Source organism: Methyloversatilis sp. NSM2 (assembly GCF_038066675.1).
Lineage (GTDB): Bacteria > Pseudomonadota > Gammaproteobacteria > Burkholderiales > Rhodocyclaceae > Methyloversatilis > Methyloversatilis discipulorum_A.
On the sequence record NZ_JBBUKV010000001.1, the window covers coordinates 1,489,200 to 1,512,864 of the forward strand.

A 23,665-nucleotide genomic window follows, 5' to 3' on the forward strand; every position below is an offset into this window, starting at 1 on the left:
ATGCTCGCTGCCCGCAATCTGACCGTTCGTGCTGGCCGTCGCCTCCTGCTCGACGACGTTACGCTGACGCTGAAGCCGGGCGAACTGCTGGCGCTGGTCGGCCCGAATGGCGCCGGCAAGACCACGCTGCTGCGCGCACTGGCCGGCGATATCGACGTCCCACACGGCAGCGTGCTGTGCGCCGGCGCCGCGCTGCAGGACATCGCACCGCTTGCGCTGGCGCAAATGCGCGCCGTGCATGCCCAGCACCAGCGCACCGACCTCGAATACACCGCGGTCCAGGTGGTCGAGCTCGGCCGCTTCCCTCACCACCACGGACGCCCGGGCGCCGAAGACCGGCAGATCGCACGCGCCGCGATGGCGCTGACCGGCGTCGACGGCATGGCGGCACGCATCTGTGCCACGCTGTCCGGCGGCGAGCAGGCACGCGTGCACCTGGCGCGCGCGCTGGCGCAGATCTGGACGGCACCCGAAGGCGCGCACGCGCTGCTGCTCGACGAGCCGGTGGCGGCACTCGACATCGCCTGGCAACACCGCACGCTGGCCTGTGCACGCGAATTCGCCCGGCGTCGAGGCTGCGCGGTGCTGGCCATCGTGCATGACCTGAATCTGGCCGCGCGCTACGCCGACCGCATGGTGCTGCTGGCCGACGGCCGCATCCGCGCCGATGCCGCGCCCGCCGCCGTACTGGCCTCACCCGAACTGGCACAGGCCTTCGGCCTGCGCTGCCGGCTGCTGCATGACGCGCACGACGGACAGGCCATACTGATTGCCGAGCCGGCATGATCGGTAAAAAAGCGCGGACAGGGGTTTAGAAGACCGCGCGCACGCCGTAGACCCCGATGCCCGCCCACCACGAGTGCGCGTGGCATCAACGGCACCCGAAACGGCAGAGATCCTCCGATGGCAAGCAATCCGATCGACTCCAGCACCTCGACCTTCCTCGGCATGGGGCTCAAGGTCGGCGACCGCATGCAGCTGGATCCACCGACCAAGATCACCGGCGGCGCGCGCGTCGTCAGGCTGGTCGGCTACACCGAAGACCGTTCGCTGCTGGTCAGCATGCCCGACGAGAGAAACTGGAGCGGCTCGCTGATCGAGGGCGATACCGTGCTGGTGCGCACCTTCTCCGGACGCAAGGCCTTCAGTTTCAACAGCCGCGTGCTCAGGCGCGCGGTCAGCCCCTACGAATACCTGCACCTGGAGTTTCCGTCCGCCGTATCGAGCCGTCGCATCCGCCGCGCCGAACGCGTGCGCACAGACATCGCGGTGCAGCTCAAGGGCGCCGACGCGCGCGCGGTGCGCGTCACCAATCTGAGCGCGACCGGGGCCGAACTGCGCAGCAGCGCCGCCGCGGGCGAAGTGGGGGAAACGCTGAGCTTCACGCTGCCGCTCAAGCTGCACTTCGTCGACATCGAGGTGCAGTGCGAGGGCACGGTGCGCAACGCCCATTCACTGCCGGACGGCGGTGTCGCCTGCGGCGTCGAGTTCGCAGAGCTGGACAACCAGAGCTGGATACTGCTGCGCAGCTACGTCTATCAGCACCTGCTCGATTCGCCGTCCGGGCGCGTCTGAAGCCCGGACGTCCCGCTGCAGCCGGTACATCCGCCGCAACCGGCAGACGGCGCACGCAGGGCGCGCCACCACTGACGCAGTGCCCGACTGGCCGCCAGCGCGGCCAGCGCCACGGCACACAGCGCAACGAAGTCGGTCAGTACGGTCATCCACTCACTCCGGATGCGATGCGGAAGGTCAGGAAGGCTGCCAGCCAGGCCAGCCCGAACAGATAGCCCGCCATCAGCAGCGGCGCCCGCCAGCCACCGGTTTCACGCCGCACGGTAGCCAGCGTCGACAGACATTGCGGCGCGAACACGAACCAGGCGAGCAGCGACAACGCAGTGGGCAGCCCCCAGCTGGCCGAAATCAGCGGTGCCAGCGCCTGCGCAGTGTCGTCGGCGGTGGCCGACAGCGCATACACGGTCCCCAGCGCGCTGACCGCCACTTCGCGCGCCGCCATGCCGGGCACCAGCGCGACCGCGATCTGCCAGTTGAAGCCCACCGGCTCGAACAGCGGCAGCAGGAAGCGGCCCAGCGTACCGGCAAAGCTGTACTCGATCGCCGGGCCGGTGGCGCCGGGCGGCGGTGCCGGGAAGGTGGCGAGGAACCACAGCAGCACGGTCAGCGCGAGGATGATGCCGCCGACCCGGCGCAGGAAGATGAGCACGCGCTGCCACAGGCCGATCGCGATATTGCGCACCGACGGCCAGTGATAGTCCGGCAGTTCCATCATCAGCGTCTGCGTCAGGTCGCGCGCGCCAAAGCGCTTGAGCAGCCAGGCGATGGCGATGGCCGACACGATGCCCGCCAGGTAGAGCGCGAACAGCACCAGCCCCTGCAGTTCCAGCCCGCCGGCAACGGTGCGCGACGGAATGAAGGCGCCGATCAGCAGCGCATACACCGGCAGCCGCGCCGAACAGGTCATCAGCGGCGCGATCATGATGGTGACCCAGCGGTCGCGCGGATTCTGGATGGTGCGCGTGGCCATGATCCCGGGTATCGCGCAGGCGAAGCTCGACAACAACGGGATGAAGGAGCGGCCGGACAACCCTACGCCGCCCATCAGCCGGTCGAGCAGGAAGGCGGCACGCGGCAGATAGCCCGATTCCTCGAGCAGCAGGATGAAGAAGAACAGGATGACGATCTGCGGCAGGAATACCAGCACGCCGCCCAGCCCGGCGACGATGCCGTCGACCAGCAGACTGCGCAGCAGGCCGTCCGGCAGGATCGATCCGACCGCTTCGCCGATCGTGGCGGTCGCCGCCTCGATCCAGCCCATCGGCGCCTCGGCCCAGGCGAACACCGCCTGGAAGATCAGGAACAGCAGCGCGCACAGCAGCAGCGGACCGACCAGCGGATGCAGCAGCACGCGGTCGGCGCGGTCGCTGAAGGCGTGCGCCTGCACGGTGTCGAGCCCGAGCGAAGCCAGGATGTCGCGCACACGTCTGTGGTCGTCGGCGACGTCGCCCGCTTCCGCCGCCGGCAGCGCGGCGCCCGGGCGCACGTCCTCGAGCAGTTCGAGCAGCGCGTCGGCGCCACCCGATTTCACCGCCACCGTGGTGACCACCGGCACGCCGAGCGCTTTCGACAGCGCCTCGGCATCGACGTGGATGCCACGCGCCCGTGCCAGATCGGTCATGTTCAGCGCAACCACCACCGGCAGCCCCTGGCGCATCAGACCGAGCACCAGTCTGAGCTGACGCGGCAGGTGGGTCGCATCGACCACCGCAAGGATCAGATCCGGACGGCGCTCGCCGGACAGACGTCCCGCGAGCACATCACACGTGACCTGCTCGTCCGGCGAATGCGGCGTCAGGCTGTAGGTGCCGGGCAGATCGAGCACCGCCAGCCGGCGGCCGGACGGGGTGCGCAGCACGCCCTCCTTGCGCTCGACGGTCACGCCGGCATAGTTCGCCACCTTCTGCCGGCTGCCGGTGAGCAGGTTGAACAGCGCGGTCTTGCCACAATTCGGGTTGCCCACCAGCGCCAGCAAGGCCGGACCGAGCCGGCTGCTATCGACCACCGTCTGCGTCACGCTGCCGCTCCATCGGCCGCTCGCACCAGTACGCAGTCGGCTTCGGCGCGGCGCAGCGCAAACGTCGACACGCCGACCCGTACCGCCAGCGGCTCGCCGCCCGGCTGACCGCGACGCAGCACGCGTACCGATTCACCACTGATGAACCCGAGTTCGCGCAGCCGGCTGGCCCATTCCGGCGCCCGGGCGTCGGCACGCACCTCGACCACAGTCATCGGCGCGCCGACGGTGGCGCTGCTCAGCGCGAAGCCGGAAGTCGGACCGGGCGTCTGGGATTCCACGTCGGAAGGCGTCGGCATTGCAATATCCGCTGATTCAGATGTTGAGAACAGTTTTCATTCTACCCGAGCGGACCACACAGAGACAGTCCGCGCAATCCGCCGACCCGCGCGGAATTTCCATTGCGCACGAATCGATTGTTGCGACGCCGCAACATCCAGTTTCCAATAACCGTTCTCATTTACACTGCGCCGCACTTGCCCATGTTCGTGTTCCTCGCACGCGCCGGGCAGCGGACCAGCCAGCCCCATTGCGTCGCAGCAAGCCAGTCCAGCCCCCGATATCAACCTACTGGACTTGCACTGATGAAACGCTCGATCCCGCAGCAGCCGCTGACGCTGGCCGCGGCCATGCTGATGGCCCTGTCGTCCACCGCCGGCGCCGAAGAACAGAAGCCCGCCACCGACACCAATGTCCCGGTTCTGCCGGAAGTGAAGGTGCGCGACGAATACGACCGCCCGAACTCCCCGAACCGCGGCTACCAGACCGGCATCGTCACGTCGGCCAAGACCAAGCAGCTGGCCAAGGACATTCCGCAGGCGATCACCACGGTGACCGAGCAGCTGATGCTGGACAGCAACTCGGACACGATGAAGAACGCGCTGCGCCACGTCGCCGGCCTCACCTTCAACTCCGGTGAAGGCGGTCGCATCGGCGACAACATCATGCTGCGCGGCTTCTATTCCTTCGGCGACCTCTATCTGGACGGCATCCGCGACGTCGCCCAGTACAACCGCGAAACCTTCCATGTCGAACAGATCGACGTGCTGCGCGGCTCCGCCGCCATGCTGTTCGGCCGCGGCCAGGCGGGTGGCGTGATCAACCGCGTCAGCAAGCAGCCGGGCCTGGTCGACCGCACTGAAGTGTCGGCCACCGTGGGCAGCTACGACTATGGCCGCGTTACCGCCGACGTGAACAAGGTGGTCGGAGAGAACGCGGCGCTGCGCATCAGCGCAATGAAGACCGATGCGGGCAGTTCGCGCCGTGGCGTCGAATCGGAGCGCGAGGGCATCGCGCCGACCCTGCGCTGGGGTATCGGCACCGCCGATGAGTTCTCGATCGGCCACCTTTACTACACGACGAACAATGTGCCTGACTACGGCGTGCCCTTCGTTACCCGCCCGGGCGCGATCACCCGAACCCAGGTCGCCCGCCGTCCGCTGGATGTTTCGGCGGGCGCCTTCTACGGTACGTCATCGGACTACGAGCAGAACGACACCAACATCACCACCGGTATCTGGACGCACCGCTTCTCACAGGACACCGAAGTGCGCACCGTTGCGCGCTTCGCCGACTACAAGCGCGACCTCTGGGGCGTCGCACCGAACCTGCGCGTGAACCTGGCGAACCCCGATCCGTGTGCGGGCGCCGGTCGCGCACAGCCCACCACCATAGACGACAACTCCATCGTCTGCCGCGGCCGCCAGGCCCGGGGCGGCCGCGAGCACACCGTCACGTTGCAGAGCGACCTGACGACCAAATTCGATCTCGCCGGCATGAAGCACGAAGCACTTCTTGGCGTCGAACTTCTTCGCGAGAAAGCGGATCGCTGGAGCTATACCTCCATCAATGTGACCGCTCCGAACACCACGGTCGGAAACCCGGACCCCGATGTCGCTGTGCCGGCGGCCTACGGTAACCGCGCGCGCTTCAACCCCGCCGGTTACGAGGGCGACTCCTACAGCATCTACGCCCAGGACCAGATCGAATTCATTCCTCAGTGGAAGCTGCTGCTCGGCTTGCGCCATGACCGCATGGACGCCGACTACGCGTCACTCGCGTCCGCAACCGGCATCACCACGGCCTTCAATCTCAAGTACAACGAGTGGAGCTATCGCAGCGGCCTGCTTTACCAGCCCACCGACCTGTCGACTTACTACCTCGCGTGGAGTGACTCCTTCAACCCGACAGCCGACCTTTATCAACTGTCGCCGGCCAACATCAAGTACGACGCTGAACGCAGCCGCACGGTCGAACTGGGCACGAAGTGGGAACTGTTCGATGGCGCACTGTCGCTGCGGACTGCGCTTTACCGAGCAACCAAGTTCAACGAACGCAACACCGATCTCGAGCAGGCCAACACTGCAGTACTGTCGAAGGAACGTCACACCGACGGTTTCGAGATCGAGGCGGCTGGCCGCATCACGCCGCAATGGGATGTGTTCGGTGGCATCGCACTGATGCGTGCGCAGATCGACGAGGTATTCGCTGCCAACAATCCGAATATCGTCGGCCTGCGTCCGCGGAATACACCGCGCTACACGGGCAATCTGTGGACCACCTATCGCCTGACCCCCGCCTGGCGCGTCGGCGGCGGCATTGAGGCAAAGGGCAACCGTCTTGCCTACAGTACCGGCGGCACGACGCCGGTCGCCGTCGCCATGGCGCCAAGCTATGTTCGGGCGGATCTGATGCTGGCCTACGAACAGCCGCGTTACGACGTCCGTCTGAACGTGCTGAACGTGTTCAACAAGCGCTATTACGAGGCGCTGTACGAGAACGGCGGCTTTGCCGTGCCGGGCACCGAGCGCGCCTTCCAGCTGACGGTGGCCGTGAAGTACTGATCGCCCCGCCGCGATGAAAGCCGGGTCGGTGGTCCGCGGACTGCCGGTCCGGCTTTTTTTCTGTCAGCGACCGCTCAAGGCCCGCCAGCCCGCCATCGTCCGCTCGACCAGCGCCCATCCGCCGCCGTTGTCGCACAGGCCGTAGCGGAAGGGCAGGCTGTCGCGGCCGGGCGTTTCGAAGCGCAGGTCGCGGAAGCTGACGCACCCGCCGCCGCCCGCACTGCCCACGCTGTCGAGTACCGGAAACATCGCGAACCAGCGGAAGAAGGCGAAATCCGGCGCCGACCAGACCGCGCGCACCTGATCGCGCACACCGTCGTATCCGCCATTGCCGAAGCGTTCGCGTACTTCCCACTGCGCCAGCGCGACCGGCCGGTAGTGGGCGGAAAAACGGCGAATCAGGTTGTCGTCGGGTCTCGCCTCCAGCACTTCGGTACGCCGCGTGTTGATGTGCGCGATGTGGTATCGCTCGCCGTCGTCGATCACGGCGGTCCAGTTGAAAGGCGAAGCCGGCCGCGGAATCGCGTCGATCGAGACGAAGGCGATGCCCTGCTCCACCGCATGACGCCGCGCGGCCTCGATGGCTTCCGACTTGCCGACCGCGCCCACGCCGACCCACGTGCAGACAGCCATTAGCCCGAGCGCGGCCGGCAGCCGGCTGCGCCGCCACAGCGCACTCGCCGTGAGGCCGGCAATCAGCAGCCCAGTCAGCGGCAGATCGATGATGAAGGTGGTGCCCCAGCCGAAGCGGCGATCGGAGAAAGGCGCCAGGATCATGGTGCCGAACTGCGTGATCAGGTCGCCCAGGATGTGGATCGCAATGCCCGCGCACGCCACTGCGTAGAAGCGCTGCCAGCCGACACTGCGCGCGCGCAGCAGACGCGGCATCAGCCAGGTCAGCAGCAGCGCCCACAAAGGCAGCAGGATGAGGGAGTGCGTGACACCTCTGTGGCCGCGCAGATAGGTGAGCTCGGACACGTAGCCGAGCACGAAGTCGAGGTCGGGAAAGGTGGCGGCCAGACCGCCCGCAAGCACCGTCTGCCAGACCTTGGGCTGGCGTTCGTCGGCCGGCGCGCGTGCCATGAAGCGGCCGAGCAGCGCGCCAGACAGTGCGTGAGTCAGGGTATCCAATCGATTCTTCCGTTCAGGACAGGTCGGATGCGTCGCAAGGACAACACCCCGGCGCACTTCGCGCCGATTGTGGCGCAGTGCACAAGAAGCAGGCGTATAATGCCGCTCCGATTCGCTTCATGGCTTGTTGATGGAATCCGCTACCGCGCTCATCGATTTGCAAGCTTCGCGCGACCCTACCCGACTGCGCGAAATCCCGTACAACTACACCTCGCTCTCCGACCGCGAAATCGTCATCCGGTTGCTGGGCGCACGCATGTGGGACACGCTGTCCAGCCTGCGCGACGAGCGCATGACCGGCCGTTCGGCACGCATGCTCTACGAAGTGCTGGGCGACATCTGGGTCGTTCAGCGCAATCCCTATCTCGAAGACGATCTGCTCGACAACCCGAAGCGCCAGGACGCGCTGGTCGGTGCGATGCACCATCGACTGCGGGAGATCGAACAGCGTCGCCAGCCCGGCAGCGACGCCGCCTCGCAGGAACGCGACCGCAAGGTGGGCGAACTGCTGGCGGCAGCCCGCAGCGCGGTCGAGGCCTTCGCCGCGCATTTCGGTGAAACGCGTCGTCTGCGCAGCCGCATCCGCAAGGTGCTCGGCCGTCACACGCGCGACGCAAATATCGCCTTTGACGGTCTGGCCCGCGTGTCGCACGTGACCGATGCCACCGACTGGCGTGTCGAATATCCGCTGGTCGTGCTCTACCCGGACACCGAGGACGAGATCGCGCCGCTGGTGCGCGGCTGCATCGAACTCGGCCTCACCATCGTGCCGCGCGGCGGCGGCACCGGCTACACCGGTTCCGCGGTGCCGCTGTCGGCAAAATCGGCCGTCATCAACACCGAAAAGCTGATCGATCTCGGCACCGTCGAGCCCATGGTGCTGCCCGGTCTGTCCGAACCGTACGCAACGATACGCACAGGCGCCGGCGTGGTCACCCGCCGCGTCATGGACGCAGCCGAGAATGCCGGCCTGGTGTTCGCCTGCGACCCGACCTCGGCCGATGCCTCCTGTGTCGGCGGCAACATCGCCACCAACGCCGGCGGCAAGAAAGCCGTGCTGTGGGGCACCGCGCTCGACAATCTGGCGAGCTGGCGCATGGTCGACGCCGACGGCTGGCCGATGGAAATCACGCGCCTGGACCACAACCTCGGCAAGATCCACGACGCGCCCGTCGTGCGCTTCTCGATCCAGCGCTTCGAAACCGACGGCCGCACGCCGCGTGGCGCATCCGAACTGCTCGAAGTGCCGGGCGCCCGCTTCCGCAAGGAAGGTCTGGGCAAGGACGTCACCGACAAGTTCCTTGCCGGTCTGCCCGGCGTGCAGAAGGAAGGCTGCGATGGACTGATCACCAGCGCGCGCTGGATCCTGCACAAGCTGCCGCCGGTCACCCGTACGGTCTGTCTCGAATTCTTCGGTCAGGTGCGCGAGGCGGTGCCGGCCATCGTCGAGATCAAGGACTACCTCGACGGCCTGCCGAAGTCGGGCAACGCGCGCGTGCTGCTGGCGGGTCTCGAACACCTCGATGAGCGCTACGTACGCGCGGTCGGTTACGCCACCAAGGCACGCCGCCACGGCCGGCCCAAGATGGTGCTGATCGGTGACATCGTCGGCGACGACGAAACGACGGTCATGGCCGCGGCGTCCGAAGTCGTTCGCCTGTGCAACCAGCGCGGCGCAGAGGGCTTCATCGCCGTGTCGGCCGAGTCGCGCAAGACCTTCTGGCTGGACCGCGCCCGCACCGCCGCCATCGCCCGCCACACCAACGCGTTCAAGATCAACGAGGACGTCGTCATCCCGCTGCCGCGCATGGGTGACTACTGCGACGGCATCGAACGCATCAACATCGAACTGTCGATCGCCAGCAAGCTGCGCCTGTGCGACGCGCTGGTCGACTTCCTGCGCGGCGAACTGCCGCTGCATGCCGGTGACGCCAATGTCGACGCCGACGAACTGATCGGTGACCGCCGCACCCAGGCGCTGCAGCAGGTGGCAGCGGTACGCGGTCGCTGGCAGTGGCTGCTGGACAATCTCGACATGCCGCTGGCACGTGCCGAACCCCTGCTGATGTCGATCGGCGTGGAGATGGGTCCGCTGCTCAACCGCGCCGACCGGCCCACGCTCTTCCATCGGCTGCAGGACTATTCGGTGCGCGTGTCGTGGAAGCGCGAGCTCAAACCGCTGCTCGACGAAATCTTCGACGGTGCGATGTATCGCCCGGTACTCGACCGCGTCGAAATCATCCGCAAGGAAGTGCTGCGCGGCCGCGTGTTCGTCGCGCTGCACATGCACGCTGGCGACGGCAATGTGCATACCAACATTCCGGTGAACTCGGACAACTACGGCATGCTGCAGGAAGCCAATGCCGCGGTCGCCCGCATCATGGCGCTGGCACGTTCGCTCGGCGGCGTCATTTCCGGCGAGCACGGCATCGGCATCACCAAGCTCGAATTCCTGACGCCGGAAGAGCTGGCGCCTTTCATCGCCTACAAGCAGCGGGTCGATCCGGACGGCCACTTCAACGCCGGCAAGCTGCTGCCCGGCGGCGATCTGGCGCGCGCCTACACGCCGTCCTTCTCGCTGCTCGGCACCGAGTCGCTGATCATGGAAATGAGCGACATCGGCCAGATCGCGACCTCGATCAAGGACTGCCTGCGCTGCGGCAAGTGCAAGCCGGTGTGCTCGACCCATGTACCGCGCGCCAACCTGCTCTACTCGCCGCGCAACAAGATCCTCGCCACCTCGCTGCTGATCGAAGCCTTCCTGTACGAGGAACAGACGCGACGCGGCGTGTCGCTGCGCCACTTCGACGAGTTCAGCGACGTGGCCGACCACTGCACGGTATGCCATCGCTGCGAGAAGCCCTGTCCGGTGGACATCGACTTCGGCGACGTATCGATCGCCATGCGCAATGCACTGCGCAAGCAGGGCAAGCGCAAGTTCAACCCGGGCACGGCCGCGTCAATGGCCTTCCTGAACGCGACCGATCCGGCCACCATCAAGACATTGCGCGTGGCCATGATGGGCGTGGGCTACAAGGCACAGCGGCTGGGGCATCGCGTGGGCAAGGCACTCGGCCTGGTCGACCGCCAGACCAAGGCGCCGCCGCCGACGCTGGGCAAGCCGACCATCAAGGCGCAGGTGATCCACTTCATCAACAAGCCGATGCCGGGCAACCTGCCGAAGCGCACCTCGCGCGCGATGCTGGACATCGAGGACGCGGCCATCGTGCCGGTCATCCGCGATCCGAAGCGCGCGTCCGAAGACCAGGAAGCGGTGTTCTACTTCCCCGGCTGCGGGTCCGAGCGGCTGTTCTCGCAGGTCGGTCTGGCCACCCAGGCCATGCTCTACCACGTCGGCGCGCAGACCGTGCTGCCGCCCGGCTACCTGTGCTGCGGCTATCCGCAGACCGCCGGCGGCAACGCGGAAAAGGGACAGCAGATCAGCACGTCGAACCGCGTGCTGTTCCACCGTGTCGCCAACACGCTGAACTATCTCGACATCAAGACGGTGATCGTGTCCTGCGGCACCTGCATGGACCAGCTGCAGCAGTACGAATTCGACAAGATCTTCCCCGGCTGCCGGCTGCTCGACATCCACGAGTACCTGATGGAAAAGGGCGTCAAGCTCGAAGGCGTGCAGGGCGTGCGCTACATGTATCACGACCCCTGCCACACGCCGATGAAGACGCACGCGCCGCTGAAGGTGGTGAATCAGCTGGTCGGCACGGCCGACGGCACGAAAGTGGCGCTGAATGATCGCTGCTGCGGCGAGAGCGGCACGCTGGCGGTCAGCCGGCCGGACATTTCGACCCAGGTGCGCTTCCGCAAGGAAGAGGAAATGCGCAAGGGGGCGGACGTGCTGCGCGCCGACGGTTTTGCCGGCGAGGTGAAGATACTGACCTCCTGCCCGTCCTGTCTGCAGGGCCTGTCGCGCTACGACAACGACAGCAGCACCCAGGCCGACTACATCGTGGTCGAGATGGCGCGCCACCTGCTCGGAGAGGACTGGGCCGCCCGCTACGTCGAGCAGGCCAACGCCGGCGGCATCGAGCGCGTGCTGCTTTGAAGCGTCGCGGGGGCGCGGTCAGCGGCGCTGCGCCGCGGCCGCGCCGTCGCGCAGCTCCTGCATGAAGTTCTCCAGCACCCGCTCCTCGTTCGCCACACCGGGTGCGACTTCGAGGCGCATCGTGCCGTTGCCGGCCGAGCGCTGATCGCGCGCACAGACCACGGTCGCCAGCTGCGTACCGAAGCGCTCACTGCGCCCCTCCTGCTGCAGATAGCGGTTCTGCACGCGGTAGGCATCGCGCTCCGAGCGCAACGTCGCATTGCAGTCGTGCTGGTACAGCGCACCTTTCTGCCGTGCCTCGAGCACGTGCACGAACTCGTGCACCAGGAAGGAATTGTCGGTCGGGTCCTGCAGGTCGAGATCGGCGCGTATAAGTATCTGCTCACGGTCGTGGTCGTACAGCGCAACCAGCTTGTCGCACTCGCGCGGATCGTCCGGACAGGCTTCCTCGACCAGTGCAGCCGGCGCCATCATGCGCAGCGTCGGCAGGTCGGACAGCGGAAGTTCGGGGTAGCCGGACAGCGCAGCGGCGGCGCTGAACAGATAGGACAGCAGGACGGTGTCGGCCATGGCGGCACTCCCTTGCGCGGTGCAATGTGGTCGGGACTTCGACACCGCAGGCGCCAGATATTTCCGCACAGGTTTGCGCAGAACTCGGGCACGCTGCCCGTGTCCCAACGCGAGCCCGGTGCCAGAATGCGCCGGCTGCCGCATCCCTGCAAGCCGTCCGTCCGGAGCCCGTCATGCCCAATGCACCGCGCCTCTGCGCCCGTCTGATCGCCATTTCCCTGTTTGCCTGCGGCAGTAGTGCATTTGCCGTACCGGCCGATTCCGCCCAGCCCGGCGTAAATGCGGCGTCGCCGCGTCTTGCCGGCAGCTGGAGCTGGACCGACCCACAACAGTGCAGCGAAACCTACGAGTACGCCGCCGACGGCAGCGGCCGCGTCAGCAGCGGCGACGAGCGCGCCGAAATGGCCTACATCTTCGATCCGGTGCCACTGAAGGACGGCTTCTACCGGCTGCAGGCGACCATCACCAAGGACAACGGCGGGCGCGACTGCGCCGGCGCCGCCAGCGACGACACCAACGAGCGCTACACCGTCTATCTGAAATTCCACCCCGATGGCGACCAGCACATCGTCTGCATGGAACCGGAACTGAAGCACTGTTTCGGTCCGCTGCGCCGCAAGGCAGCAAACGGAATCTGACACAGCGGCCTACAATCGAAACATGTCGTGCTCTGCGGAGGCCGTCATGCACATCCATCGATTCAAGCAGGCCTGTACCTCTCTGCTGCTCGGCGCGGCGCTGCTCGCGGCGTCGGCCTCGCAGGCCGCGCGCATCGAAACGGCCGGCCCGCTCGCCGCACCACAGATCGTCGGGCTGTGGAGCTGGACCGACGAGTCGCAGTGCGTCGAGAGCTACGAATATCGCAGCGACGGCACCGGCCGTGTCAGCAGCGGCAACGAACAGACCGACGTGAGCTACGTGTTTTCCAGCGTACCGGTCGCCGACGACTTTTTCGAACTGAACGTGACCATCCGGCACAACTCCGGCGGCAAGGACTGTCTCGGGCAGAACGCCGACGACTCGGGCGAAACCTACCGGGTGTTCGTGCACTTCCGCCAGGGCGAGGACAGTCACCTCGTGTGCTACCGCCCCGACGTGACGCAGTGCTTCGGCCCGCTCTACCGGCAGGCCCTGCCCCGCTTCTGACATGAGCACGCGCCTCGCATTGCTGCTGGGCGCTCTGCTGCTTGCGGCCTGCACCACCTACGGCGGCGGCGGACCGCCGGATGGGCGCTGGCAGATCCGCGAGGTCGGCACGACGACAGTACCGGACGACGTCGACGCTCACATCGAATTCCTGCCCGAGGGCCGGCTCGCCGGGCGCGCGGGCTGCAACCGCTACACCGGAAGCTGGGCCCGCCAGGGCCACGACCTGCGCTTCGGCCGCATCGCCGCCACCCGCATGGCCTGCGCCGGCGCGGCGATGGACATCGAGAACCGGCTGTTCGAAATGATGGACAAGGTGGTGCGTCAGGACAGACCGGACGCGCGCACGCTGATCATGGTCACCGGCGACGGCCGGCGCATCGTCGCGACGCGCTGACCGACGCCGCTCAGCGCAGCAGCGACTCGACGCGCGCCAGTTCTTCCGGCGTCGCCAGCAGGCGCACGACCTCGCGCAGATCGGCCTGATCGATGAAATGCGGCGCCCGGCTGGCGACGATTTCGCGGCGCACGACGCCGCCGAAACCGATCACCAGCGCACCGGCTTCTGCCGCTTCGAGATCGGTGATGCCATCACCGACCATCACCACGCGCTCGGCACCGGCGCCAACCCGGCGCACGATTTCCGCCTTGCCACCGCTGCGCGCCAGCGGAGATTCCGGGTCGAAGCCGGCGTAGTGGCCATTCGCGTCGAACCTCAGGTCGACGGCGTGTACGCGCTCGTCCGGCACACCGAGAAAGCGCGCGATGGCCAGCACCGCCTGGCGGATGCCGCCGCTCACCACGTGCACCTGCCAGCCCAGCGCGCCGAGTGCGGCGATCGTCTCGGCTGCGCCCTCGACACGCGTCTCGATGTACTGGCGACCGACCGCGTCGATGGTCGACGCGTCGGGCTTGATCAGGTCCAGCCGCGCGGCATAGGCCTCTTCCAGCTTGAGGCGGCCTTCCATCGCGGCATTGGTCAGCGGTACCACCTGATCGACCACGCCGGCCTGTTCGGCCAGCACGTCGATGCCTTCAATCGTCGACAGCGTGCTGTCGCAGTCGAACAGGATGGCGCGCATCACCGGCTCATCTCCTGCTTCACCGTGGCGTAGCCCCAGTCCAGCCAGGGCGTCAGCGCCGCAACGTCGGCGGTGTCCACGGTCGCGCCACACCAGATGCGCAGGCCGGGCGGCGCGTCGCGGTAGGCGGAAATGTCGAAGGCCGCGTCTTCCGCCTCCAGCAGCGCGCACAGACGCTGCACGATGGCCCAGCGCGCCTCCAGCGACTGCGCCTCGAACCACGGGTCGGTGATCTTCAGGCAGACCGAGGTGTGCGAGCGCACGTCCTCGCGGTCGGCCAGGAAGTCGACCCAGCCGGTCTTGGCCACCCAGCTTTCGAGCACCGCGAAACTGGCCTTGCTGCGCGCGATCAAGGCAGGCAAACCGCCAATATCCTGCGCCCAGCGCAGCACGTCGATCTGGTCCTCGACGCACAGCATGGACGGCGTGTTGATGGTATTGCCCTCGAACAGGTCTTCGGTGAGCTTGCCCTTGTTCATCAGGCGGAACACCTTCGGGATGGGCCAGGCCGGCGTGTGGCGGTACAGCCGCTCGACCGCGCGCGGGCTCAGCACGATCATGCCGTGCGCCGCCTCACCGCCCAGCACCTTCTGCCAGGACCAGGTGGTCACATCCAGCTTGTGCCAGGGCAGTTCCATCGCGAAGGCGGCCGACGTCGCGTCGCAGATCGACAGGCCGGCGCGGTCATCGGCGATCCAGTCGCCGTCCGGCACGCGTACGCCGCCCGAAGTACCGTTCCAGGTGAACACCACGTCACGGTCCCAGCTCACCGCCGACAGATCCGGCAGGCTTCCGTAGGGCGCAACCACGAGGCGTGCGTTGGCGAGCTTGAGCACCGGGCCGACGTCGGTCACCCAGTTGGCGCCGAAGGCTTCCCACGCGAGGCAATCGACCTCACGCTCCCCGAGCAGCGTCCACAGCGCCATTTCGACTGCACCGGTATCGGAACCCGGCACGATGGCGATGCGATAGTCGTCCGGGATGCCGAGCACCTCGCGGCTGCGGACGATGACCTCCTTCAGCTTGGCCAGACCGTCCTTGGCGCGGTGCGAACGGCTGATGAAGGCGTCCTTGAGCACGTCCAGCGTCCAGCCCGGACGCTTGACGCAGGGGCCGGAAGAAAAATACGGGCGGGCCGGACGGGTTTCGGGCTTGGCGACGGTCATGGCGCAATACGGGGGATGCAGGGAAAGCGGGCGAGTATAGCCGCCGCCGCATTGCGGCGCAGCAGCGCGCGCCGCCGGCTGTGCCGTTCAGTTCGCCGCGGCGAGCGGCAGGTTCAGCAGCAGGTTCTGTGGCTTCATCTGCACCAGACCCGCTTCGTCCATCGCCAGCGCCATCCAGACCGGCCGCGCTTCGCCGTCGCGGCGCAGTTCGGCGCGCATCTCCTGCGGATCGACGAAATCGAGGCGGAACAGCGCGACGATGCGTGCCATGCGGTCGGGCGCCAGTTCGCCGCCTTCGTACAGGGTGTTCAGCAGGTCCATCGCCTCGCGATCGAGGCCGATATGCCAGGCCCAGCGATCGTCGTGGATGTCCTTCTGCGGTGCGATGCGGACCGCGCAGCCGTAGAAATGCGCAATCCAGCGCTCCATCACCCGGCACAGCGCATCCAGCCCGGGCTGGCCGACATTCAGCGGCAGCACGGCGCGACGCCCCACCCGCGCGTACAGATCGGCAGCATTGGCCGGATCGAGCACCTCGAGATTCGCAGCCCGCGGCGCAGCACCCGCCTGCAGGATGAGGCGGCCGATATTGCCGAAGCCGCCTGTTTCGGCGTAGTCGCCGAGCACCTCGGCGTCCGCCATCAGTACGCGGCCGGACTGCGGCGTCGCGCGCTGACTGCGGAAGAACAGTTCCGCGGCGCGCCACATCAGCGGGTCGTCGCAGTCCTCCAGCAGCGCGTGCAGGATGATTTCGGTGAGTTGCGGCACGAACAGCGGCGCGATGCCGGACAGGCCGTCGAGGAACAGCTCCAGCCAGGCCGATTCGAGATCCGGCTGCGCCAGCACACGGTCGCGGAAGGCGACGTAGGCGAACCAGTTGTCGCGCGCGTCCTCGTCCGCGATGGCCCCGATCTCACCGTGCTCGACGATGCGCGCAGGCGCGGCGTCGAGCGATGCCACCAGCGCACGTTCGGCGACGCAGCTGTCGTCGACGAGCGCCAGTTCGGGGCGCGACATCCAGCTGCGCAGCAGCGCTTCGGTCACGAGCAGGCGGCCGGCCGCGTTGCGCCCGACCAGCGGATGCAGCGATTCCGGCCACCAGCGGTGCGTTGTCAAGCGCGGACCAGCAGTTCGCCGCGGCCGACCACGCCCATGTCGCCCATGTAGCGGCGGACCGTGCAGGCACTGGCATCCAGGGCACCGAACGCCCCCGGCAGACCTTTCCAGCTCGCATAGAGCAGGCTGAGGAAGCCGAGGCGGTGCGGACCGCAATCGACCATGCCCGGCAGCATCTGCGCCGGCAGGCTGTTCACGATCAGCGTGCCGCGCTTCATCAGGTAGCCCGGGTAGGCGCCGACCGTGCCAGCCACCGCGATGGTGCCGGCGATCATGCGCGCACCGCAGTAGTCGCCCGCGTTGCCGCTGACCAGGATCTGGCCGCGGCGCATGCGGTCGCCGAGGCGCTCGCCGGCGTTGCCGCCGACCAGCAGCAGACCACCGGCCATGCCCTTCATTTCACCTGGAATCGCGCCGCCGGCAAATTCAGCGACGTCGCCCGCCACCTCGATGCGACCGCCCTTCATGCCGGTCGCACAGAAGGCGCCCGCGTTGCCGCCGACGACGATGGTGCCGCCGAGCATGCCCTGACCGACATAGGCACCGGCATGGCCCTCGACCGTCACCCGGCCCGACTTCATGCCGGCACCGATGCGCTCGAACTTGCCGCAGTCGCCACGGAACACGACGTCCGCCGTATCGTCGCCCTCAAGCGAGAACACCTCGTCGACGCGTACCGTGCGCTTGCCGATCTGCAGCGTGAGCGCCGCGATGTCGGCGACCGAGAGGCCGGCCAACGCGGTTGGGTTCAGGGCGCCCGCGTCGACGCGCTGGGCAGGTGCGTTGCGCAGCGTGAATACCAGCGCGCTCATGACAGGATCTCCCGCAGGTGGTACTGGAACTGGCCGAGCTTGCCGCCGTAGTTGCCTGCGGACAGGCGGCGGATGCCGCCGGCCGCGCCGATCTTGCAGACTTCACGCATGCCGACCTCCATCGCCTTCTTGACCGAGGCATCAGTCAGGCCGTCGATGACGATTTCGAGCACGGCGCCGATGCGCTCGTCCAGTTCGGACTTGGTCGCGCCACGCAGCGTCGGGCAGAAGGCGTCATTGGTCGATGCCGACAGCGCCTTGTACTTCGAGCCGACCTTGGAACCCGAACGCACGACGCCGCCCGGGAAGGGCATCACCACTTCCGGCAGCTTGCGCATTTCCCGGATCGCCGCCTCGCAGGCTTCCAGCGCCTGCACCTGGGTGTCGGCCAGCACCAGGAAGTTGCCGCCGCCGACCGCCTTCACCATGCGCGCGGTGTCCTGCACCAGGAATTCGCCGTCCATCACCGGCACGCGCCAGTAGCGCTTGCCGCCGATCTGCTTCGAGGTCTGGAAGCCGTCGCCGAAATAGCGCAGCGTCTTGCCCAGCGGCACCGGGTCGCCTTCATCCAGACCGGCGAAGATGGCGCTGGTCGGGCTGGTCAGCACGCACTGGCCGACGCGTCGCTCGATCTGCTTGATCAGTTCCTTGCTCGACACCGCGAACACCAGCACCGACACGCCCGGACGGCCGTCCGGCGTCTCCGCCGGCGACAGCACGCGCTCGATGCCCGCCTCGGCGCCGCAGGCGATGACCGAGGTCGCGAAGCCGGTCATCGCGTTGGCCGAATTGAGCGCCCAGGTTTCGTTGTACGCGGTGATGATGAGGCGGATGCCCCGCATGCCGAATGCTTCGGCGAAAGTGTCGTCGATCGCTACACCATTGATGATCATCTGCTCAACCCCGCTTCTTGCATGCATGGGCAATCAGCTTGCTGCCACCGCCGCACTCGCACAGTTCGTCGTCGCTGATCTTGAAATTGTTCATGCGCACCGAGTGGTAGCGCTGGAAGTAGGGTTCGATCTTCTTCTCGATGCTGCGATCGAATTCCGGCTTCACCGCGTGCGTGTTGCCACGCACCACCTTGACGATCCGGCCGTCACGCACCACCAGTTCGCCGTCCTTGAACACCAGTTCCGGCTTCTCGAACATGCGCTCGCGATCGGCGTCCTCCTTGTAGACGACGATGTCGGCGGCAGCGCCCGGGGCCAGATGGCCGCGGTCGGCCAGGCCGATCAGCTTTGCCGGCGCGGCGCGCGTCATGATGGCGATCTCGTACAGCGAGTACTCGCGGTCGAGGCCGGCCAGATTGCTCATCGCACGCGCGTCCGGGTTGATGGTGTCCAGCATGGCGTTGCGGAAGCTGCGGTCCATCAGCAGCTTGATCAGGTGCGGATAGGTCGTGAACGGCGCGCCATTCGGGTGGTCGGTGGTCAGGAACACGCGCCACGGGTCATCGACCATCAGGAAGATTTCCAGGCCGATCGCCCACTGCAGCGCGTTGACGAAATTCTGGTCCTTGTACTTGAAGGGCACGACACCGCAGCCAGCGTCGCACTCGATGTCCATGATGACGGACTTCTTCGGCGAGCCGTGGTCGGCGTTACGGTACTGCACCATGTTGTCGCCCGACGCGGTGACGGTCTGACCGAACAGGATCTGGCCGACGTCGGCCGTCACGTTCTTCTTCTGGTTGATCGCCTCGGCGATGCGCGCCGCGGCACTGGAAAACTTGCGGTCGCCTTCGGTGCCGTAGCTGTGGAACTGGATGTGCGTCAGGTGGATGGGCAGGCCTTCGGCCGCGTCCATGGTGCCCAGCGTGGTGTCGACGTTGCCCGGGACACCCAGGTTGCTGGCATGCACGTGCAGCGGCTTCGGCACGCCGAGGTCATGGACCGCGCGCGACAGCACCTTGACGATTTCGCGCGGCGTGATGCCGTAGTAGGCGTTCTGTTCGTCGAGATCGAGCTTGCGCTGGTTGAACTTGAAGGCCGAAATGCCGCCCGGGTTCACGATCTTGATGCCGACCGTCTGGGTCGCGTTCAGCGTCCAGGCGACGTAGTCGTTGATCGCCTTCTGATCTTCCTTGGCCGCCATCATGCGCAGGAAGAAATCGTCGCTGCCCAGCATGGCGTAACCGCCGGTATCGAGAATGGGCGTATCGCCCATTTCCATGTGCGCCTGGCGCGCGTTGATCGGCAGGATGGCCGGCTCGAAGGCGGCCGTGTAGCCCATTTCGGCGTAGCGATAACCGGCCGCAAGCGTACCGGGCGCTGCGTGACCGCAGCTCGAACGGGTCAGTTCGGTGCGCTCCAGCGGATCGCCGCGGTGATCTTCCGGCAGCATTTCGCGCGCGATGTTCACCTTGCCGCCACCGATGTGGCTGTGCATGTCGATGGCACCCGACATGACGATGCGGCCGGCAATGTTGTACTCGGCGGTGATCTTCTCGTGCTCGTTCGGTCCGGCGACGATGCGACCATCACGCACGTAGATGTCGCGCACCTGGTCGTTCACGCCGTTGGCCGGATCAATCACGCGGCCACCGGTCAGTTTGATCAGACTCACGCTCCCACCTCCTTCATCTTGGCCACGATGGCGGCCGTCACCTGCTCCGCCGCGGGCAGCGACGACTTCTTCAGCGCCCGCAACGGCAGCGACACCACCTTGTCGGTGCGCACGAAATGCCCGGTCAGGTGCATGCCTGGCGTGGCCACCGGAATGAACACATGCGGCTCCGCATCGAGCTTCTGCGTCGGCGGCGCGATCACCACCGTAGGCAGGCCGGTCGATGGCGGTGCAACCGTGTCGTTCAGACTGGACAGCCACACCAGCGCGTCGGTTTCGCCATTGGCGACCAGGCGCGAAAGGCCGTTGTGCAGCGGGTCGAACTTCGGCGTACCGCTGGCGTAGCTGGTGCGCATCGGGAAGCCGGTCTGCCAAAGGTGCACCGCACCCATCGTCGAATCGCCGTCGTTGCCGGCCAGCGGCAGCGCGTTGCAGCGCGTCGTCACATTGAGCTTGCGGGCGATCGCCGCGATGGCGCCGACGTTCATGTCGACCTGCGGCGTGTCGAACGCGGATGCCGTCCACACCAGCACGCTGTATTTCGCCGCCAGCAATGCGTCAGCCAGCGCCTGCCAGCGAGCAAGTGCGATGCCCAGCGGCGCCTCACCGGCCACCGGCTGCTTCGCCAGCAGCGCATTGAGCACCGACAGCGCCTCGGGCATGCGCTTCTTGTCGAATTCGAACACGTCGGGCTGGCGGCCGTCCGGCGACACGCCCGGCGCGGTATTCAGACCGGCGCCCAGATAGACGATGTGGCGGCTGGTTGTATCGAAGTCGAACATCGACTCCTTCACCCACACCGTGCGCTCGAAGAAACGCGGCTGACGCGACACCGCGTCGGTACCGAACAGCACGATGAGGTCGGCGCGGTTCTTCACTTCGGCCAGCGTCGTGTTGATGCCGCCGCCGTCCTGCACGGCGCGACTCGCGCGCCAGCCGAATTCGTTGTTGATGTGTTCGACGATGCCGCCCGCCAGGTCGACCAGTTCCATCGCGCCGCGCGCACCGTTCAGGTCCAGCGCCATGCCGCCGAACACCGGCTGCTGCGCGCCCGCAAGGATGCGCGCAGCAGCCGCACAGGCCTCGTCCAGCGACGCCGGCTTACCGTCGATGCGGGCGGAAGCGTTCGTCGGAACACCACCGAGTCGAGAAAAACCGTCGCGCGCCCTGTCGCAGCCGTTGGCCACGACGGTCAGGCCGCTGCCCGCGGTATCGACGCTCAGGTCGTCACAGGCGTGCCCGCACAGCGGACAGGCCACTTCGGTGACGACGGTCGAAGTCGCTTCATTCGTCATGAGTCATCCGTTTCATCAGGTTGATAGAACCCGCAGCCCGCAACGATACAACAAGCGCAAACCTGCGACGGGCGCGCCTTCGCGCGCCGCACTGCAGCATCCGGCAGGACAGGCCGCACCGCGGTCAACCTGTTTCACATGCGTGACAGCGCGATCCGTAAACGACCGTCGCCCGACTGTCTTGAACGGCTTCCGGCACCGTCGCAAAAGCCTTTGCCAGTGACGCCGCCGAATTTGGGATAATCCGCGCCTTCGCAACGACAGACCCATCGGATGAACGCTTCGCACGCGACCGCCGCCGCCCTGCAAGTCCGGGCTCCCGCTCGCCTGCACATGGGGTTCGTCGACCTTGATGGCAGTCTCGGGCGACGCTTCGGCAGCGTGGGCCTGACGCTGGAAGGCCTGAACACCACCTTGCAGATCCGACCAGCCGCGAAACTCGAAGTCAGCGGCCACGACGCCGAGCGTGCGCGCCGCTACGCGGCGGCGATCTGCGAACGCTTCAATCTCCCCCCTGCCCGCATCGACATCACCGGCGCCATCCCCTCGCACTCCGGGCTGGGCTCCGGCACACAACTTGCTCTCGCGGTCGGCATGGCGCTGGCGCGTCTGCACGGCCTGAATCTGAGTTCGCGCGACATCGCCGGCCTGCTCGACCGTGGCGCGCGTTCGGGCATCGGCATCGGCAGTTTCGATGGCGGCGGTTTCATCGTCGATGGGGGTCGCGGCGCGCTGGACGCCCCACCGCCCATCGTCGTGCAAATGCCGTTCCCGGCGGAGTGGCGCATGGTGCTGATCTTCGATCACGCCTGTCGCGGCCTGCACGGGGCGGCCGAGAAGGAGGCATTCCGCGTGCTGCCGCCTTACAAGGCGGGGCTGGCGGACCGCTTGAGCCGGCTGGTGCTGATGCGCGCACTGCCGGCGCTGGCCGAACGCGACATCGACATGTTCGGTGCCGCGATCAACGAATTGCAGCAATGTGTCGGCGACTATTTCGCGCCGGCACAGGGCGGCCGCTACACCAGTGCGCTGGTGAGCAGTGTCGCGGAACACCTGGCCGGGCTCGGCGCAGCCTGCATCGGCCAGAGTTCTTGGGGGCCGACCGGCTTTGCGCTGGCAGCGTCGGAGGCCGACGCGAACGCCATGGTGGCGTCTGCGCGCACGCGGTTCGCGCAGGCGGAAGGACTGGAATTGATGGTGTGCGCTGCGCGCAACGAGGGCGCGCAGTGGACGGAACTGCCGGGCTGATGCCTCAGGTGCAGACCGGGAATTAGAGGAGAGGTGCGTCACCGCACCCCACAACGACGTAAGAGAGCACCCAGCCTTCGGGCGGAAAGAGCGAGAGAGACCATGGAAAACCCGTACATCCTGCACATGTTCAGCCCCACCAACAACATCAGCCCCTTCGATGTGAACATGGCGTGCGACGCCGGCTTCCAGGTGCTGATGCCCTACTCCGGCGTCGGGCTGGACCAGATCTACGGCCTCACCCAGGATGCCATCTTCTCGCGCGGCCCCAATGGCGTGAAGCGCACCGGCATCTTCATCGGCGGCCGTGACATCGGCCTGGCGGCCGACATGCTCGACGCCTGCCGTGGCGCCATGGTGCCGCCGTTCGAAGTGTCGGTATTCGCCGACCCCTCCGGCGCCTTCACCACCGCCGCCGCCCTCGTCGCCTGCGTCGAGCGTCAGCTGCGCAAGGCGCACAACACCGAACTCGAAGGCAAGACCGTGCTGGTGCTCGGCGGTACCGGCCCGGTCGGCACCGCCGCTGCAGTGCTGGCTTCCAGCGCTGGCGCCAAGGTGCTGGTCGGCAGTCATTCGAGCGCGATGCGCGCCCGCGTCGCCTCGGAAGTCGTGAATACCCGCTACGGTTCGTCGGTCGAGCCGGTCGAAGCGGGTTCGAACGAACAGAAGGAAAGCCTGATGCCCCAGGCCAACGTCATCCTGTGCACGGCCAAGGCCGGCATCCAGGTGCTGAGCAAGGCCCAGCTCCAGAACGCGCGCTCGCTGCTGGTCGCTGCCGACGTGAACGCCGTTCCGCCGGCGGGCATCGAAGGGCTGGGCGTCATGGACGACGGCAAGCCGCTCGGCGCCGGATCGGGCAAGGCCGTCGGCATCGGCGCACTGGCCATCGGCAACGTGAAGTACCTGTGCCAGCGCGGTCTGTTCCAGCGCATGATCAACACCGACAAGCCGGTCTATCTCGACTTCCGCGACGCCTTCGCCACCGCGCGCGACCTGGTCGCCTGAGGCGGAATCGCCGACGGAGCGCGGG

General features: G+C 67.0%; 21 protein-coding genes. 9 read left to right on the plus strand and 12 right to left on the minus strand.

The window, feature by feature from the left end; all coding sequences use genetic code 11:
- Positions 1-786, plus strand: a complete 786-nt coding sequence (locus WJU27_RS06825; protein ID WP_341421546.1) for a heme ABC transporter ATP-binding protein — start codon at positions 1-3, stop codon at positions 784-786.
- Between the two features lie 117 nt (positions 787-903).
- Positions 904-1,575: a flagellar brake protein gene (locus WJU27_RS06830; RefSeq protein WP_341421547.1), complete on the plus strand. Its 672-nt coding sequence runs from the start codon at positions 904-906 to the stop codon at positions 1,573-1,575.
- Here the strand turns inward: WJU27_RS06830 and WJU27_RS06835 are convergent.
- From WJU27_RS06835 to WJU27_RS06845, 3 genes are read right to left on the minus strand one after another with little or no spacing between them, the layout of a single operon-like run.
- A complete protein-coding gene (locus WJU27_RS06835; RefSeq protein ID WP_341421548.1) occupies positions 1,539-1,724 on the minus strand; it encodes a hypothetical protein in 186 nt (61 codons plus the stop codon). The two genes, WJU27_RS06830 and WJU27_RS06835, sit on opposite strands and share 37 nt — an antisense overlap.
- Entirely contained in the window at positions 1,721-3,592 is a 1,872-nt protein-coding gene (feoB, locus tag WJU27_RS06840; RefSeq protein ID WP_304003501.1) for a ferrous iron transporter B, read from the minus strand. The genes WJU27_RS06835 and feoB overlap by 4 nt, the downstream gene beginning before the upstream one ends.
- Positions 3,589-3,891 (minus strand): FeoA family protein, encoded by a 303-nt coding sequence (locus WJU27_RS06845; protein WP_341421549.1) that lies wholly within the window; start codon positions 3,889-3,891, stop codon positions 3,589-3,591. The genes feoB and WJU27_RS06845 overlap by 4 nt, the downstream gene beginning before the upstream one ends.
- A 285-nt stretch (positions 3,892-4,176) precedes the next feature.
- Here WJU27_RS06845 and WJU27_RS06850 point away from each other — a divergent pair, with 285 nt between their 5' ends.
- A complete protein-coding gene (locus tag WJU27_RS06850) occupies positions 4,177-6,435 on the plus strand; it encodes a TonB-dependent receptor (protein WP_341421550.1) in 2,259 nt (752 codons plus the stop codon).
- A 63-nt stretch (positions 6,436-6,498) separates the two neighbouring features.
- Here WJU27_RS06850 and WJU27_RS06855 read toward each other — a convergent pair whose 3' ends face one another.
- Positions 6,499-7,566 (minus strand): metal-dependent hydrolase, encoded by a 1,068-nt coding sequence (locus WJU27_RS06855; protein WP_341421551.1) that lies wholly within the window; start codon positions 7,564-7,566, stop codon positions 6,499-6,501.
- A 130-nt stretch (positions 7,567-7,696) separates the two neighbouring features.
- On the opposite strand from WJU27_RS06855, the gene WJU27_RS06860 reads away from it, so the two are divergent.
- Positions 7,697-11,632 (plus strand): DUF3683 domain-containing protein, encoded by a 3,936-nt coding sequence (locus WJU27_RS06860; protein WP_341421552.1) that lies wholly within the window; start codon positions 7,697-7,699, stop codon positions 11,630-11,632.
- An 18-nt stretch (positions 11,633-11,650) separates the two neighbouring features.
- Here the strand turns inward: WJU27_RS06860 and WJU27_RS06865 are convergent, their stop codons facing one another.
- Entirely contained in the window at positions 11,651-12,202 is a 552-nt protein-coding gene (locus tag WJU27_RS06865; protein ID WP_341421553.1) for a DUF6647 family protein, read from the minus strand.
- A gap of 173 nt (positions 12,203-12,375) precedes the next feature.
- On the opposite strand from WJU27_RS06865, the gene WJU27_RS06870 reads away from it, so the two are divergent.
- The 3 genes from WJU27_RS06870 to WJU27_RS06880 are packed head-to-tail and all read left to right on the plus strand — an operon-like array spanning position 12,376 to position 13,745.
- Positions 12,376-12,840: a hypothetical protein gene (locus tag WJU27_RS06870; protein ID WP_341421554.1), complete on the plus strand. Its 465-nt coding sequence runs from the start codon at positions 12,376-12,378 to the stop codon at positions 12,838-12,840.
- 46 nt (positions 12,841-12,886) lie between these two features.
- Positions 12,887-13,348, plus strand: coding sequence for a hypothetical protein (locus tag WJU27_RS06875; protein ID WP_304003510.1), 462 nt, complete (start codon positions 12,887-12,889; stop codon positions 13,346-13,348).
- Position 13,349: 1 nt separating this feature from the next.
- On the plus strand, positions 13,350-13,745 hold the full coding sequence (locus WJU27_RS06880) for an META domain-containing protein (protein WP_341421555.1): 396 nt from the start codon (positions 13,350-13,352) through the stop codon (positions 13,743-13,745).
- A gap of 10 nt (positions 13,746-13,755) precedes the next feature.
- Here the strand turns inward: WJU27_RS06880 and WJU27_RS06885 are convergent, their stop codons facing one another.
- The 7 genes from WJU27_RS06885 to WJU27_RS06915 form a co-directional block, all read right to left on the minus strand.
- A complete protein-coding gene (locus WJU27_RS06885; RefSeq protein ID WP_341421630.1) occupies positions 13,756-14,430 on the minus strand; it encodes an HAD-IB family phosphatase in 675 nt (224 codons plus the stop codon).
- On the minus strand, positions 14,430-15,596 hold the full coding sequence (locus tag WJU27_RS06890) for a phosphoserine transaminase (RefSeq protein ID WP_341421556.1): 1,167 nt from the start codon (positions 15,594-15,596) through the stop codon (positions 14,430-14,432). The genes WJU27_RS06885 and WJU27_RS06890 overlap by 1 nt, the downstream gene beginning before the upstream one ends.
- 87 nt (positions 15,597-15,683) lie before the next feature.
- Positions 15,684-16,712 (minus strand): DUF6352 family protein, encoded by a 1,029-nt coding sequence (locus tag WJU27_RS06895; RefSeq protein ID WP_341421557.1) that lies wholly within the window; start codon positions 16,710-16,712, stop codon positions 15,684-15,686.
- Positions 16,709-17,524 (minus strand): formylmethanofuran dehydrogenase subunit C, encoded by an 816-nt coding sequence (locus tag WJU27_RS06900; RefSeq protein WP_341421558.1) that lies wholly within the window; start codon positions 17,522-17,524, stop codon positions 16,709-16,711. The genes WJU27_RS06895 and WJU27_RS06900 overlap by 4 nt, the downstream gene beginning before the upstream one ends.
- A complete protein-coding gene (fhcD, locus tag WJU27_RS06905) occupies positions 17,521-18,417 on the minus strand; it encodes a formylmethanofuran--tetrahydromethanopterin N-formyltransferase (protein ID WP_296810811.1) in 897 nt (298 codons plus the stop codon). The genes WJU27_RS06900 and fhcD overlap by 4 nt, the downstream gene beginning before the upstream one ends.
- Positions 18,418-18,421: 4 nt before the next feature.
- The gene (locus WJU27_RS06910) at positions 18,422-20,092 is read right to left on the minus strand and encodes a formylmethanofuran dehydrogenase subunit A (RefSeq protein WP_020164342.1); all 1,671 of its coding nucleotides are present in this window, start codon (positions 20,090-20,092) and stop codon (positions 18,422-18,424) included.
- Positions 20,089-21,387 carry a formyltransferase gene (locus WJU27_RS06915; RefSeq protein WP_341421559.1) on the minus strand — a complete coding sequence of 433 codons (1,299 nt, stop codon included), beginning with the start codon at positions 21,385-21,387 and terminating at the stop codon, positions 20,089-20,091. The genes WJU27_RS06910 and WJU27_RS06915 overlap by 4 nt, the downstream gene beginning before the upstream one ends.
- 273 nt (positions 21,388-21,660) lie before the next feature.
- On the opposite strand from WJU27_RS06915, the gene WJU27_RS06920 reads away from it, so the two are divergent.
- Positions 21,661-22,635 carry a beta-ribofuranosylaminobenzene 5'-phosphate synthase family protein gene (locus WJU27_RS06920; RefSeq protein WP_341421560.1) on the plus strand — a complete coding sequence of 325 codons (975 nt, stop codon included), beginning with the start codon at positions 21,661-21,663 and terminating at the stop codon, positions 22,633-22,635.
- Positions 22,636-22,737: 102 nt separating this feature from the next.
- A complete protein-coding gene (locus WJU27_RS06925) occupies positions 22,738-23,640 on the plus strand; it encodes an NAD(P)-dependent methylenetetrahydromethanopterin dehydrogenase (RefSeq protein WP_019918606.1) in 903 nt (300 codons plus the stop codon).
- Positions 23,641-23,665: the final 25 nt, after the last annotated feature.